We start from the raw sequence: 14,756 nt of genomic DNA, 5'->3' as shown, positions 1-14,756 counted from the left end.
CCTGTTTAAAAAACGACAGTAGAAAATTATAGAACATCTCATCGGCTTTGCGTGTGGTTGAGCTATGGTATCAAAAATTAAGCCCTAACTGTACCTGTCCCTGAGCCAAGCATATTGATAATAGGCACTTTGTCCTAAGCGTCGCAGTCGCGCGAAGGGAAACTTAGGCAGTAGTGATTGGTAAAGGGGAAGTTCGGGCAAGCGCTCACCGGCAATATGCTGGGCCAGCCGATAGGCGGCCTGTGCCGAGAAGGCGACGCCTGAGCCGCAATAGCCCAGACTATAACCCATATCTCCCTGGCTAAAAACGTGTGGCATATCATCTAAGGCTGCGGCGATCCATCCGGTCCAGTTGTGATCGACCGTTATATCGGTTAGTGCCGGGAAGCAATCTGTCATGGCGCGCTTTAATCGCTCTCCATAACGAGGATCGCCTGCATCGGCGCCACTTATTGCGCCGCGCCCCCCAAACAGTAAGCGATTATCGCTAAGCAGGCGGTAGTAGTACTTGAGCCTACGGGTATCCATCACCACCTGATGCGTCTTAAGGCCTGTCGCCTCAAGCTGCGCCTCAGTGAGAGGCGCAGTCACTATGATGTTGCTCAGTATGGGCAGGTAGCGATTATCAACCGCTTGATTAAAACGCTTAGGTGTATAGGCGTTACCGGCACTGACTACCCGCTTTGCGATCAGCTCTCCCTTATCGGTTATGAGTCTGTGTTGAGGTCCCTCTCTTAACCACTGCCGCACGCAGCTCTCTTCATGCAGGGGTACGCCAAGGGATTGCACCACGCGCTTATAGCCCAAACAGAGTTTTAGGGGATTGACACCGAACCCATCGTTGAGGCGCAGCGCGCCATAGGCTTGATGGTTGTCCATGTAGCTTTCTTTAAGCTCACTGGGCGTGAGAAACTGAGCGTCATCACCAAGATGTTCGGCGATGAAGTCGGCCGCTCCCTTTAATGTGCTATAGGCCTTGGCGTTGTGCGCTATCTTAAGATAGCCCTTAGGCTGAGGATCGCAGGCAATCTCATGCTGTTCAATCAACTGCTCGACCCGGCGCACTGCGCCCGAAAACTCACCATAGATCCCTTTGGTGGTCTCCATGCCCCACTTCTTGGCCATCTGGCTATAACCCATGCGACCAGAGCCTTTGAGCACGAAACCGGCATTGCGGCCGCTGGCGCCAAAGCCTATCTGATTCGCCTCTAACACCCTGGCCTCAATATTAAATTCGCTGGCAAGATAATAGGCAGTCAGCAAACCGGTAAAGCCTCCACCGACGATGGCAACATCGGTTTGCACCCGGCCAGTGAGGGCTGGCAAGCGTGCAGGACGAGAGACGGTCGTCGCCCAGTAAGAGTCTGGCCAGGGCTGACCATCGGGAAAGTCATTGAGTAAAGGATCGTAGGACATATTATTTATGGCTTTTAGAAAGTGATGACGTATGAAGGTTATGGCTGGTTAATTCCCTAACCTAGAAAATCAGGATCATCTCGCAGGCGACGCAATGACATTCTCTGCCACACAGCACGCAGACATAGTCGGGATGATCTGGGTTATTGTTCCAGCGCTCAGGATGTTCCTTGATAAGCTTGCCTCCGGCCTTGGTAAAGTACCCCACAGCTGAGTTATCTGGGCTCTGTTTCCAGAGATGGCTCACCCCAGCCAAGGCGCCTTGGGCCTTACAGGTTTCAACGGAGCTTTCAAGCAGGGCTTTACCTATGCCAAGTCCCCTAGCCTCCTCGGCGACCGTATTACATTTAAAATAACAGCACTGTTCGGGTGCTAGAGGCCATAGCGCTGGCGAGCACCAGCGATCCAGCGTCCAATTGCCTGGCGCGTAGGTCAGCCGAAAGCCGATTAACTCACCTTCTAAGTAGGCAACAAAGTTTGCATTGAGGCCAGATTTAAAAGCCTTATGCTGCATCTCGCTAAGCATCTGTTCATCGAGATAGCCATCGCCATGAACCAGATTACCGAGGGCGATGACTCGCTCAAAATCTTCCTGCGCTAAGGGTTTTATCTCTACTTGGCTAGTCATCGCTTTACTCGTTTGTTTACCTTAAATTAACCTCAAGGTAACATAAAAACCCTTGAATGAAGTAAGGATGCGATTAAGCGGATATTTCTTGAACAATCCCAAATCATAATGGAGTAATTGGGTGAATATAGATTTCTCAAAACCTGCGCTGGAAGACAAACTCAACCGGATCACTTCGATACCACAAAGATTCAACCAGGGCCTCAAGAATGTGTGGCAACGTCTCACTCTGCCACAAAGGCTCTACCTTCTGGCTGCGCTGCTGCTGATGAGCGAGCATTTAGGCTTAGTGGCCATCATTACCACAATTGCCCTCACCCTGGAGTTTTGGCCTGTATTTGAGCGTGTCTGGCATTCGCTCGCCGGTAAGGCAGTGTTACTGCTCTTCTACGCTATTGTGGCGAACTATGCCCTTGCAATGGCTGGGGCCATTGTTAACGAGGTAGTGGGCGTACCGGCAACGCACTTTAATTACACTCATAACTTTGCCATCTTACTGCTCCTGCCCGCCTGGATCCTGGGAATTAGCGCCATCGGACTATTGTTTGTCCAGCTGTTGATGCCTTTCTATCTCATGATAGCCCTGGTATTAAAACCCATTGGTATCAAGCTATTTTCCCTTGCCGGCAACAGTCACTACCGTTTCACCACCCTGATGGTGAGGTTTGTACTCTCCTCAGTCTTGCTCTACCATTTGATCTTGCTTATCGGTGATGTGGAGGAGAGAGTGGAATCTGCGCTGAGCGATTTAAAAACCATTGAGGAATCGGTAAAGGGCGAGTCGAACAAAGGCCAAGACAAGCAGCCAGCAGAAAACACAGAAGAGGTGGGCGCCAATTTAGAAATAAAGGGGCAACCCGGGGCTGAAGCGCCAGAGAAGGATGAAGCGTTATCAAACACCGAATCAGCCCAAGGAAAGCCAGATGAACAGCAAACTCGCCAAGCAGAGAGCGAGGCATCGTTAGCAAAAGAATACGCCTCGCTACGTCACGCCTATCAGGGTGAGATCCGCGAGTTAATCGCCGAGTTCGCCTACCGCCTCGAGGCCGATAGCCGCTCTCGTTGTGAGAAGAATGAACAAGCCAACGTGGTCGAACTCAACGACTATGAAATTCTCGAGGTGGTGCCAGACAGTACGGCAAAATACCGTTACCGTTTTACCGTAAGAAAATGTATTTCACCGGCTTTTCCGGCCAAATAGGCTAAATGAGTTTGGGTGTTAATCATAGCGCCCAAGCCAGTTATCAGTTTGCTTAACCCTACCAGGGGATCGCTTGGCCATCGAAGTTTAAAAACTGTCCTGACTGAGTTGCGTCCAGGTTATCGATACAACTAGCCATCTGATCTACCGCCTCATTTACTGTGATCAGCGCGTTGGGGCCGCCCATGTCTGTCTGTACCCAACCAGGATGAAATGCCAGGCAGTAGATCTCCTCGCTGCTCAAGTCGATAGCCAGGCTCTTAAGCGCGGCGTTGAGTCCCGCCTTTGATGAGCGATAGAGATAGCTGCCGCCACTTTGATTATCCGCTATGCTCCCCATCTTTGAGGAGATACAGATCACCTTGGCGTTAGTCGCCTTTTGCAACATGGGATAGCAGCTCTGGGTCACCATGATGGGCGCAATTGTATTAACCGCAAGCACCTTCTGCCACTCTGCCGCCCTTAGCTGACCAAAACCTATCCCCTTAGGGCCATAGTAGCCGGCGTTATTGATCAAGATATCGATGGCCGCATCATTAAGATGCTGGGGCAAGGCGTGCACAGAGGCATCATCTGTGACGTCCAGCTGAATAATATTGAGCTTGGCATGGATCTCCGCCAGTTGGATCAAGGCACTTGCCTGAGCGGGCTGCCGACAACAGGCACTCACTCTATCGCCTTTAGCCAGATAATGCCTGACAAAGCCTAAGCCTATCCCGCGATTTGCACCTGTGATCACCACATGCTTTGTCATAACAACTCCCTACATCATCAATAGTTAACAACAAGAATCATAACCTAAGGTTCGATGTTTTGCCTGTTTTACCCTTCTTCTGCGCGTCTATAACCGCTGGATATACAAGCGGCTAAACCTGCAAGACGACAAGCCGCCTTTCATCAGTTTTTATTGTCTGCGACAATAGGGACAATTTGATGACACCCTATGTCGTGTCAGCACGCTCTGTCAGTGACTAGCTAGGAATCCTCTATCTTGAATATTGAGCAACTGCTTTGCGAAACACTCTCATGCGAAAAAGTCATAAAGCTGGGCAAACTGCAGACCCTTTGGAGTGGCTATGGCGAGATAGCACGCTTTATGCTGCATTACCTGCCTGAAAGACCGCATGACAGCTCCTGTGATGATCTAATTAACAAGCCTGCTTCGCAAACTGTCATTGTTAAGCATATCGCGCCGCCAACACGGAGCAGCCATCCCCACCAATGGGACACAGAGATCTCTCATCAACGCAAGATGCGCTCTTATCAGGTAGAGCTCAATTGGTATCGAGACTTCGCTCGTCGTTGTCAGGGCGTGGTTAACCTCCCCCAACTTCTTGCGGCTGAGCAAGATACTGAGACCCAAGAGATATTGCTCATTATGAGTGACCTCGACGCTCAAGGGTTCGATCAACGCCGCTTCAACCTGACCCAGGCCGAGCTTTACGCATGCATAGAATGGCTGGCGCGTTTTCATGCATTATTTGCCGATGAACTTGGCTATGAACTTGCCAATGAATTTGCCTATGAAGCTTCAACAAAAGACCATCCGTCAGAAAAGGAATTTCAAAATGCAGCGCCGTGCGTTGGCCTTTGGCCAATCGGTACCTACTGGCACCTGGCAACCCGACCCGATGAGCTTGAAATTATGGCGGATGTGCCTTTGAAACGCGCCGCAGAGGCGATCGACGCTAGACTCAATCACGCCAGGTTTCAAACCTTAGTGCACGGCGATGCTAAGGTCGCCAACTTCTGCTTTCACAAAGAGATCGAGACCTTGGGCGTTGACGGTGTGGCGGTGGTAGATTTTCAATATGTCGGCGCCGGCATTGGCGTAAAAGACCTTATCTATCTGCTGGGTAGCTGCCTGGACGAGGCTCAGTTGGTGACTATTTATGATGCAACCTGTAGCCACTACTTTAAGACCCTCAAACAGCAGCTTTCTGGCCGCTGGCCAACGGAGCAAATTGAGGCTTTGGTTACTGAGTGGCATGATCTACTCCCCTTCGCCTGGGCCGACTTTGAGCGCTTTCTTGCTGGCTGGCAGCCAGAGCATCATAAACGTAACGGCTTTAGCCACCATATGACTCAGAGAGCACTGAAGGCGCTCAGCTAAATACGGTAGCTAAGTCCATTGTTTAAGCCTATTGTCTAAGTTCTTTGCTTGAGTGCATTGGCTAAGTCCATTGCTTGAGCCCATTGTCTAAGATTGTTGTGTAAGTTTATTGGTTTAAGGCGACTGATTTAAGACGACTGTTCTAAGACGATTAGTAGAGCCATTGAGTCTATGTTGAGCAGCTTCAGCAAGGGCCTCCATACACCAAAACTAGCCCAGAATTACTGACTCCCCCAAGGCCCCAAAAGGCCCGAAAACAGCGGGCAAATTACACCAAAAGGGCTACAATCATACTAAGAGAGTGCTCGATATACGCAAACGGGTGAGTACCCAAATGTGCTATCTAAGTTAGCCAATAACGCGGCATCACACTCTCTTTCTTTTGCCCGTTTTTGTTGGCTCAATCTTGCCTTATCTTTTACCTTTTTTGCTACTTTGTTCAGGTCATTTGCGCCTCAGGCGAAAATTGCGAATGCCCCATACAACGCAAATTACATACCTGTTTACATTTAAGCGCTTTAACAAATTACCCATTTCGATAACATTTATCCTGCAAAAAATCTTTCGCCTAAGTATAAAAGCGTTTTTATTAATAAATTTATTATCTTAGCTCCAACAAGAGGAAGTGTTTGTGGCTACCGTAAAACAGTTCGTATTGCCCATCGCCGTGCTAGTACTCGGGGGCGGCACCTTTGCCGTGCTTGCATCGATGAAAAAACCACCAGAAGAAAAACCTGTCGTTGACAATACGCCCGTCGTGGCCGTCGAGATTATCGACAAGGAGCCCATGACCTTTACCGTGAACTCCTACGGTATCGTCAACGCCAAGTATGAGACCGACCTGGTGTCTCAGGTCACTGGCGAGATCGTCTACCTAAGCGATGCTTTCGTTCGCGGTGGCTTCGTGAAGAAAGGCCAGATACTGGCAAAGATAGATCCCAGCGATTACGAGGCCGCGCTTATCGATGCCAAGGCCACGGTCGCCAGTGCAAAGGCGACTCTGGTACAAGAAAAAGCCTATGGCAAGGTGGCCGCCGAAGAGTGGAAACGAATCGAAAATGGCACCCCTACCGAGCTGAGCCTGCGTAAACCCCAGCTGGCTCAAGAAGTTGCCCGCCTAAATTCATCTGAAGCGGGCCTTAAGCGCGCGACCCGTAATCTTGAACGCACTGTGATCAAGGCGCCCTATGATGCCTTGATCGAGAGCCGCCATATAGGTTTGGGCTCATACGTCTCCGCCGGTACCCAAGTGGGTAAGCTGCTCAGCACGGAAAAAGCCGAGATCCGTCTTCCCCTCCCCGATAAGGAGATACGTTACCTCGACAACAAGGGCCTGGGAGCCCAGGTGATGGTCAAGGGAAACTTTGCCGGTGAGAACACCGCCTGGAAAGGTCAGATAGTGCGCAGCGAAGGGGTTATCGACAATCGTAGCCGCATGACCTATTTGGTGGCCGAGGTGATCGATCCCTATGGACTCAAGGACAACAAGCAGCCGCTGAGATATGGCAGCTATATCACGGCGCAGATCCACGGCTCACAGGCCCAGGATGTCACCACCATCGCCAGACACCTGGTGGTTAACGACAAGGTCGCCATCATGACGCCTGAAAACACCCTGGCATTTAAATCGGTAGATATTCTGCGTCAGCAAGGCACCCAGGTAGTTATCGGAGACGGGTTAGATGATGGCATGCGCCTCATCACCTCGGCGCTGGATTACCCCATCGAAGGGATGAAACTCGCCCTGGCCGAAGACAAGCAGACGCCGACCCGAGATGAAGCCGTCGCCGAACAACTGGCCATGGAAGACAAGGAGTAAGGGCGAATGCCAGATCCAAATAAAGGCCTGATAGCCTGGTTTGCCCGCAACAGCGTGGCGGCAAACTTACTGATGATCATCATCATTATCGGCGGTCTGCTGACCGCCAGCACGATACGCAAACAGTTTTTTCCCCAGACGGAGACCAACTGGGTCGAGTTTAGTGCCTTCTATCCCGGCGCCGCGCCCCAAGAGGTAGAGGAAGGGATCACCATTAAGGTCGAGGAAGCTTTGGAGCGTGTGCAAGGCCTGAAGCGGGTTATCACCTATTCTAACCGTAACTCCGCATCGGGCTATTTTCGTATCGAAGACTCATACGACCCTCAGGTGGTCTTGGATGAGATTAAATCTGAGATCGATTCTATCTCGAGTTTCCCCGATGGCATGGAGCGTCCGCGGGTTGAGCGGATCAAAAATCGACAGGAGGTGTTTTATATCAGCCTCTATGGCGACCTGCCGCCAAAGCAGCTCAAAGAGTTCGGCGAGAAGATCCACGATGAGTTGATGCAGTTGCCGCTGGTGAACATCACTGAGTTTTATGGTGGTCTGGACTATGAGATGTCCATCGAAGTCAGCAAGGATAAGCTTCGCGAATACAACCTCTCCTTCAACGATGTCGCCAAGGCGGTTCGCGGTTATTCACGCAACATGTCGGCTGGCCAAATCAAGGCCGAGAACGGCTACATCAGCCTTAGGGTGCAAAACCAAGCCTATGTCGGCTACGAGTTTGAGAATCTGCCGTTGATCACCTTAGAAGATGGCACCAAGTTGCTGCTTGGCGATGTGGCCAATGTGGTCGACGGTTTCGAAGAGGGTATTCAATACTCCAAGTTCAACGGTAAGAACTCGGTGACTTTCTTCGTGGGCGCGTCAAACGATCAGAGCATGACGGATGTCGCTAAGGTAGTGAACCAATACGTCGAAGATAAACAGGCCTCACTGCCCCAGGGCTTGAACCTGGAGACCTGGGTCGATATGACCTATTACCTGCAGGGCCGTCTGGATTTGATGCTCGACAGCATGAAGAGCGGCGCCATCTTGGTATTTATCATGCTGGCCCTCTTCCTGCGGGTTCGCCTGGCCTTTTGGGTGATGATGGGGCTACCGGTCTGCTTCTTAGGCACTCTGCTGCTGATGCCGACCGCTATGATAGATGTCACCATCAACGTGATCAGCCTGTTTGCCTTCATCTTGGTACTGGGGATAGTGGTCGACGATGCCATCGTCATGGGCGAGAGCGCCCATACCGAATGTGAAGAGAAAGGCCAGAGCATTGACAATGTGATCCGCGGCGTGAAAAAAGTAGCCATGCCTGCCACCTTCGGCGTGTTGACCACAATAGCCGCCTTCCTGCCCATCACCATGGACGATGGCCCCTCTTCGGCCTTCGGCCAGTCAATCGGCTATGTGGTGATCTTGTGCCTGCTATTCTCGCTGGTGGAATCCAAGCTCATCCTACCGGCGCACTTAGCCAAGATGAAACATAAAACCCAGGTTAAGCCGGGCTCGAAAAATCCCATCAACCTGCTGCGTATCGGGGTGAACTACCTACAGGATAAGGTGGACAATGGATTGCAGTTTGTGATCTATCGCCTGTACAAACCCTCACTGACACTGTCGGTGAAATACAGATACATGATCATTGCCCTGTTCATCTCCTTAATTCTGGTCTGCGCCGGCCTCTACTCCGGCGGGATCCTACGCTACGTGGGACAACCTAAGATCCCCCATGATTTCCCGCGCATCAGCGTTGAGATGAACCTGGACTCATCAGAGCAAGCGACCCTGTCTGCGGCATTGGCGATCGAGGCGGCGCTGCATAAGGTCGATGATCAGCTGGAACAGGAGTTTGGCCAACGAATGATCGCCGACATGCAAGTCGATCTTCAAGGCAGAACCCGTGCCCAGGTGATGACCAAACTAGTGACCCCAGAGCTAAGGCCTATTGATACCTTTGCCCTCGCCGAGCGTTGGCGTTCGGCCATTCCGCAGATCCCAGGGGTGAAGTCCTTCAATATTCAGGATAACCTCTTCGGTGGCGGCCGCGACGATGGCGACATCAGCTTCCGTCTCGAAGGCAAAGACGAGGCTCAACTCATCGCCGCGGCGAAGGCGCTCAAGGCTAAGCTTAACAGCCTACAGGGCGTTGGCGATGTCAACGACAGCCGCCAGTCCAGCGCCAAAGAGGTGCAATTTAGCCTCAAGCCGCTGGCCAACAGCGTCGGCCTTACCCTTGCCGATGTCGCCTCTCAGGTAAGCGCCAGCTTCTACGGTCTTGAGGCCCAGCGTATTTTACGCAACGGCGAGGAGCTCAAGGTGATGCTGCGCTATCCCGAGGAGCAGCGTAACTCTATCGTCCATGTGACTGAGGTAATGATCCTCACGCCACAGGGCGCAGAGATCCCGCTCTCCGAGGTTGCAGAGATCCAGGTTACGCAAGGGGTCAGCGGGATCAGACGTGAAAATGGCAACCGCACCATCAATGTCTGGGCCTCGGTGGACGCGTCACAGGCCGAGCCATTTAAGCTAGCCCAGGACATTCGCGATAACTTTATCCCCGAGCTGCTGCGTCAATACCCAAGAGTGAAGAGTGAAGTCTCAGGTAACATTCAGGAGCAGATCGACAGCGCCAATACCCAGATGCGTAACTTCATCATCTCGCTGCTGGTGATCTACAGCCTGTTAGCCGTGCCCCTTAAGTCCTATGTGCAGCCCATGATGATCATGTCAGTGATCCCCTTTGGCATCATAGGCTCAGTGCTTGGCCACATGCTACTTGGGATAGACCTAAGCGCCCTCTCCCTCTTTGGCATCATAGCCGCCGCCGGGGTGGTGGTGAACGACTCCTTGGTGATGGTGGATTACATCAACCGCGCCCGACTGGCCGGTATCAGCATGAAGGTTGCCGTGATTGAGGCAGGTTGTCGTCGTTTCAGGGCGATCCTGCTAACCTCGCTGACCACCTTTATCGGCCTGGTGCCCATCATGAGCGAGACCAGCATGCAGGCGCAGATGGTGATCCCTATGGCGGTATCGCTCGCCTTCGGCGTACTGTTCGCCACCATAGTGACTCTGGTACTCATTCCATGTCTCTATGTCGCGATCGAAGATACCAAGTCTGCGTTTAGTTGGATATACAACCGAATTACCGGCGTTAAGGTGAACCAGCCTGTGATTTCAGAGCAGTAGTCTGATTGCCACTCGCTAAAACAGAAAAGCCCGCGTAACAGCGGGCTTTTTTACAACCAAGCTGTTCTCCAGTGCCTGAAAGCTTCTGGCAATATTATTCAGACAGTAATTTCAAATGAGAAAAGAAACGAAAAAAAGGCTTCCATATCAGGAAGCCTTTTCTCTTAATGTGGCGGAAAGATAGCAGGGCTTAAACGTTAGGAACCCGGTTATTTCTCATTTCCTATATGCTAGATAGCACAAAGCCCGCTTGTTAGCGGGCTTTGTTAATGTGGCAGAGCGATAGCCAGCGTTCTCTATAAGAGAGTGAGCATTAGGAACCCTGGGTTCAAATAATTCCCATATACAGAATTTAGGTAATTGCCTGTCAGAACGAAAAAAGGCTTCCATATCTGGAAGCCTTTTTTCTTAATGTGGCGGAGAGATAGGGATTTGAACCCTAGACGGGCTATAAACCCGTGCCGGTTTTCAAGACCGGTGCATTCGACCACTCTGCCATCTCTCCGAACGCCGCGAATAATATAGCGCCCTATTTCACTTGTAAAGGGAAAATATAACGAAAAGGCGCATTTGGCGAACTTACGTTCACTTTGTCGAATCTTCCTCCTGATGCAGCGCAATTTTCGCCGGATCTGGGGTAGAAATAGCGCCGAACACGGCTCGCCAGCTATCGTAGCCCCTCACCTGGTAACCGATTAGCACGCCTATGGCGCTGACGACTATCCCGACGCCAATTGCCTTCTCGCCGCTACTGGCCCATAACGCCACAAGTGAGGATGCGCCAAAGGCGATGCTGATCTGCAAGAAGTTTTGTAATCCCGCCGCCTTGGCCGATGCCTGCTTGAACACCTGCAGCGCCGAGTTAACCACTATGGGATAACAAGCGCCATTGGCCGCCGCCATCACAGAGAAGATACTGAGCAAAGGCCAGATAGTGCTAGATGGGTAACACAGGGTGACCAGGGCAATACCGGCAACACAGCCGCCGAACAGCAGTAAGACCCAGGTCAGCGTCACCTCGGCGCCTAAGCGACGAATAAACAACTTGCTCAGATAGCCCCCGAGAATAAACATCACGGTCTGCGGAACAAAACTCAGACCGATCGCCTTAGCCTCATAACCATGTTGCTCCATCACTATCGGCCAGAGGGTTAGGTAAGAGAAAAAAGCTGCCGAGCAGGCGCCAAAGACCAGCACGTTGCCCAGATATCTGGGCCTGGCCAGCATGTCCAAATAGCTCACGCGCGCACTCTGTTGAACTAGTGTGTCTTTACAGCCTTGCTGGCTACTTGCCTCGTCGGTCTTACTATTGAGGCTTTCCTTACTATCGACCCAGGCTAGGGTCGCCAGGATAAGCAGCAAGCTTAAGCCACCCAGGATAAAGAAGATGCTGTGCCACTGCTGCCACTCCAGCAGATAGGCGCCCAGGATAGGCGCTAAGGCCGGCGACAGGGCCACGAGCGGCATGATGTTACTAAATACCTGCTGCGCCTCGCTGGCCTTATAACGATCGATCACTATCGCCTGCCAAATCACCGAGGCGCTACAGGCACCCAAAGCTTGGAAGAAGCGCGCCAGATTAAACATGGCGATAGAGTCGCTATTGGCAATCACCAAACTGGCTGCGCCGAACAGAACGAGACCCAATACCAGACTCAGACGTTTACCTATGGCCTGTACCAAGGGGCCATACAAGAGCTGCCCCAAGGCCAGACCAGCGAGGAAGAAAGTCAGGGAGCTGGCAACCTGAGTGGCACTGGCATCTAAACTTGTTTCAATTGCTTTGAAAGCAGGTAAATACATGTCAGTCGCAATAAAGCCCAACATGCTGAGTAGCGCTAGATAGATAAGAAAAGAAAAATTAGCGATTTTATTCATAAAATTAGAAGATTCACTTTAACTAACCAAAGAAGTCGGTGAGTCTATTGACTTGCCAATTGCTTGTGAAACGTTTATTTTTGCTTACAGCCTTCAAATATTCTCACGGCAAATTTAGGAGCAAATTCGAGATGCTTTCAGAACAGTCGATGCAATTAATTGATATGGTGGCCCGAGTCGGCAGTTTTACCGCGGCGGCCAACAAGTTACACAAAGTGCCCTCTGCCGTGAGTTATGCCGTGAAGCAGGTTGAGGAAGATTTGGGGGTCGTGTTGTTTGAGCGCCACCACAGAAGCGTGAGCCTCACCCCGGCAGGCGAACATTTCGTCAAGCAGGTGCGCTCCATGCTTACCCACTTGGCGTCGCTAAAGGAAGACACCAAACGTGTGGCCAACGGCTGGCAACCCACACTCTCGATAGCGCTAGATAACATAGTGCGCGCCGACAAGATCAGTAATCTGATCGCCGATTTCTATCGCCATTTCGACAATGTCGAGCTGATCATACGCATCGAGGTCTTTAACGGCGTCTGGGAGGCGATCGCCACTGGCCGCAGCGATATCGCCATCGGTGCCACCACCGCGATTCCAGTAGGCGGTGATTATCGCTTTAAGGATATGGGCGATATCGAATGGACCTTCCTGGTAAGTAGGCATCATCCACTGGCGGCCATAGATAGGCCGCTGCTTGATGATGAGCTACGCAGCTACCCCTCTATCTGCTTGGAAGACACCTCTCGCGAGATCCCAAAACGCATGACTTGGCTGTTAGATAATCAGCGCCGTTTAGTCGTGCCAGACTGGATCCGCGCCATCAACTGTTTCCGCGAAGGCCTGGGCATAGGTTACATGCCCAAGCACTTCGCGACCCCTTTTGTGCAGGCCGGCGCGCTGATAGAGAAAGAGCTGGAGCGTCCCAAGGCACCAAGCCCTTGTTGCCTGGCCTGGAACGACGCCAACATGTCCCCCGCCATGGCCTGGGTGTTGGATTATCTCGGCGATAGCGAAAAACTGCAGCGAGACTGGTTTAACTAAACTCTTTAAATCAGTCACGTTTAAGTTAGTTATGTTTAGTTACGCGCTCTAAACTGAACGCGTTAAATTTACCTGGCTTAATTAACCACTTATCGAGCAGATGGGCTTTCGCCCTCCCCTTGGCTCGGTTATGATAATAGCCTTGCAAAACAAGTTAAATCCGGTTCATGAAATGGAACTCTTGCGACCGATTTGACTCAAATAAACCATCAAGTTAGTGATAGTCACTGGAGATAAAGATGACGCAAGAAACACTATATGCAAGCCATGCTTCGACACAAGAAGTGAATAAGCTGCTTAAAAATACCTATCTGCTGCTCTCGATGACACTGGGCTTTTCTGCGCTCTGTGCAGGATTGGCAATGGTGTTGCAAATCAGTCCTCTCATGTCTATCGGTCTGTCGATCGGTGGTTTCATTTTGTTGTTTGTCACCCTGAGAAAAGCCGAGTCGGCCGCGGGTCTGTTCTGGGTATTCGCCTTTACCGGAATGGAAGGTGCCTCTTTAGGCTACATGCTTAACCATTATGCCGGCATGGCCAACGGTCCTCAGCTGATCATGCAGGCCTTAGGCCTAACCGCAGTGGTGTTTGTTGCTTTGAGTGGCTATGCCATCACCACCAAGAAAGACTTCTCTTTCATGCGTGGCTTCCTGCTGGCTGGCCTAGTCATTGCCATCGTTGCCGGCATCGCCAACATCTTTATCGGTAGCGGTGCAGTGTTCATGGCCCTCAACGCGGGTATCGCCCTGTTGATGACAGGCTTTATCCTGTTCGACACCAGCCGCATCGTCAATGGCGGTGAGACCAACTACATACGCGCCACCGTGTCACTGTACTTGGACTTCCTCAACCTGTTTATCTCTATTTTGCACCTGCTTGGTGCAGGTAGCGACGATTAAGCAACCTAAGCTTAGAAAGCCCGCCCTCATCGGCGGGCTTTTTTTATGACAAAACTACCGCCGTATCCACCTGACATTTGGGATCGATTTAAAAAACAGATAGAATAGCGGCTCAAAGCCGAGCGCTTACGGCGCAATATTAAGTTAGGGTTAATGAGTAAGCTCATCATTCAAGTCAACCAAGCTGGTTACGGCCAGGGTAGCAGCTATCAGGCACTGCAATTTACTAAGGCGGCTATCGATGCCGGCCATCAAGTGGTCAAGGTCTTCTTCTATCAAGACGGCGTATTATCGACCAATCATCTGCAATCGCCCGCCTCCGATGAATTTGCCCTCTACCAGGCCTGGCGTGAGCTTGGACAGACACATCAAGTGCCCTTGGTCAATTGCGTATCGGCGGCGCTGCGTCGTGGCGTGTTGTCTGCGGCCGAATCGGCTGAAAACCAGTTGCAGCACTGGAATCTCGAGCCCCCCTTTCAGATGGGCGGCCTTGGCGAACTCGTGACCGGTATAGAGCAAGCCGATCGCGTGATCTGTTTTTAAACGCCAGATGTTAAGCATTCGCTTTTTGGAAAAATG

General features: G+C 51.4%; 11 protein-coding genes and 1 tRNA gene. 7 read left to right on the top strand and 5 right to left on the bottom strand.

The genetic code is table 11. The annotated features are described in order from the left end of the window. Positions 1 to 84: 84 nt before the first annotated feature. Both K0H81_RS09690 and K0H81_RS09685 read right to left on the bottom strand, forming a co-directional pair. Positions 85 to 1,416 carry an NAD(P)/FAD-dependent oxidoreductase gene (locus tag K0H81_RS09690; protein WP_220060725.1) on the bottom strand — a complete coding sequence of 444 codons (1,332 nt, stop codon included), beginning with the start codon at positions 1,414 to 1,416 and terminating at the stop codon, positions 85 to 87. Between the two features lie 61 nt (positions 1,417 to 1,477). Continuing rightward, a complete protein-coding gene (locus K0H81_RS09685; protein ID WP_220060724.1) occupies positions 1,478 to 2,044 on the bottom strand; it encodes a GNAT family N-acetyltransferase in 567 nt (188 codons plus the stop codon). A 121-nt stretch (positions 2,045 to 2,165) separates the two neighbouring features. On the opposite strand from K0H81_RS09685, the gene K0H81_RS09680 reads away from it, so the two are divergent. Next, positions 2,166 to 3,245: a hypothetical protein gene (locus K0H81_RS09680; protein WP_220060723.1), complete on the top strand. Its 1,080-nt coding sequence runs from the start codon at positions 2,166 to 2,168 to the stop codon at positions 3,243 to 3,245. Between the two features lie 58 nt (positions 3,246 to 3,303). On the opposite strand, the gene K0H81_RS09675 is transcribed toward K0H81_RS09680, so the two are convergent. After that, a complete protein-coding gene (locus tag K0H81_RS09675) occupies positions 3,304 to 3,999 on the bottom strand; it encodes an SDR family oxidoreductase (protein ID WP_220060722.1) in 696 nt (231 codons plus the stop codon). A gap of 237 nt (positions 4,000 to 4,236) precedes the next feature. On the opposite strand from K0H81_RS09675, the gene K0H81_RS09670 reads away from it, so the two are divergent. From K0H81_RS09670 to K0H81_RS09660, 3 genes are all read left to right on the top strand, one after another. Next, positions 4,237 to 5,358: an ecdysteroid 22-kinase family protein gene (locus tag K0H81_RS09670; RefSeq protein WP_258406429.1), complete on the top strand. Its 1,122-nt coding sequence runs from the start codon at positions 4,237 to 4,239 to the stop codon at positions 5,356 to 5,358. A gap of 631 nt (positions 5,359 to 5,989) precedes the next feature. Continuing rightward, positions 5,990 to 7,177 (top strand): efflux RND transporter periplasmic adaptor subunit, encoded by a 1,188-nt coding sequence (locus K0H81_RS09665; RefSeq protein WP_220060721.1) that lies wholly within the window; start codon positions 5,990 to 5,992, stop codon positions 7,175 to 7,177. A gap of 6 nt (positions 7,178 to 7,183) precedes the next feature. After that, positions 7,184 to 10,366: an efflux RND transporter permease subunit gene (locus K0H81_RS09660; protein WP_220060720.1), complete on the top strand. Its 3,183-nt coding sequence runs from the start codon at positions 7,184 to 7,186 to the stop codon at positions 10,364 to 10,366. 414 nt (positions 10,367 to 10,780) lie between these two features. On the opposite strand, the gene K0H81_RS09655 is transcribed toward K0H81_RS09660, so the two are convergent. Beyond that, positions 10,781 to 10,871: transfer RNA gene (locus K0H81_RS09655), tRNA-Ser, on the bottom strand. Positions 10,872 to 10,951: 80 nt separating this feature from the next. Beyond that, on the bottom strand, positions 10,952 to 12,244 hold the full coding sequence (punC, locus tag K0H81_RS09650) for a purine nucleoside transporter PunC (protein ID WP_220060719.1): 1,293 nt from the start codon (positions 12,242 to 12,244) through the stop codon (positions 10,952 to 10,954). 131 nt (positions 12,245 to 12,375) lie between these two features. Here punC and punR point away from each other — a divergent pair, with 131 nt between their 5' ends. The 3 genes from punR to tusD all read left to right on the top strand — a co-directional run bounded on the left by punR (position 12,376) and on the right by tusD (position 14,720). After that, positions 12,376 to 13,278, top strand: coding sequence for a DNA-binding transcriptional activator PunR (punR, locus tag K0H81_RS09645; RefSeq protein ID WP_144199371.1), 903 nt, complete (start codon positions 12,376 to 12,378; stop codon positions 13,276 to 13,278). A 239-nt stretch (positions 13,279 to 13,517) separates the two neighbouring features. Continuing rightward, the gene (locus K0H81_RS09640) at positions 13,518 to 14,177 is read left to right on the top strand and encodes a Bax inhibitor-1/YccA family protein (protein ID WP_220060718.1); all 660 of its coding nucleotides are present in this window, start codon (positions 13,518 to 13,520) and stop codon (positions 14,175 to 14,177) included. A gap of 153 nt (positions 14,178 to 14,330) precedes the next feature. After that, positions 14,331 to 14,720, top strand: a complete 390-nt coding sequence (gene tusD / locus K0H81_RS09635; RefSeq protein WP_220060717.1) for a sulfurtransferase complex subunit TusD — start codon at positions 14,331 to 14,333, stop codon at positions 14,718 to 14,720. The last annotated feature ends 36 nt before the right edge of the window (positions 14,721 to 14,756 follow it).

It is taken from the genome of Shewanella halotolerans, from assembly GCF_019457535.1.
Taxonomy (GTDB): Bacteria; Pseudomonadota; Gammaproteobacteria; order Enterobacterales; family Shewanellaceae; genus Shewanella; species Shewanella halotolerans.
This window is presented reverse-complemented; position numbering and strand designations above follow the sequence as displayed.

Bases quoted from the DNA above. Each gene is read 5' to 3' on its own strand.
- K0H81_RS09690 (WP_220060725.1), bottom strand. From the start codon at position 1,416: ATGTCCTACGATCCTTTACTCAATGACTTTCCCGATGGTCAGCCCTGG.
- K0H81_RS09685 (WP_220060724.1), bottom strand. From the start codon at position 2,044: ATGACTAGCCAAGTAGAGATAAAACCCTTAGCGCAGGAAGATTTTGAG.
- K0H81_RS09675 (WP_220060722.1), bottom strand. From the start codon at position 3,999: ATGACAAAGCATGTGGTGATCACAGGTGCAAATCGCGGGATAGGCTTA.
- K0H81_RS09660 (WP_220060720.1), top strand. From the start codon at position 7,184: ATGCCAGATCCAAATAAAGGCCTGATAGCCTGGTTTGCCCGCAACAGC.
- punC (WP_220060719.1), bottom strand. From the start codon at position 12,244: ATGAATAAAATCGCTAATTTTTCTTTTCTTATCTATCTAGCGCTACTC.
- punR (WP_144199371.1), top strand. From the start codon at position 12,376: ATGCTTTCAGAACAGTCGATGCAATTAATTGATATGGTGGCCCGAGTC.
- K0H81_RS09640 (WP_220060718.1), top strand. From the start codon at position 13,518: ATGACGCAAGAAACACTATATGCAAGCCATGCTTCGACACAAGAAGTG.
- tusD (WP_220060717.1), top strand. From the start codon at position 14,331: ATGAGTAAGCTCATCATTCAAGTCAACCAAGCTGGTTACGGCCAGGGT.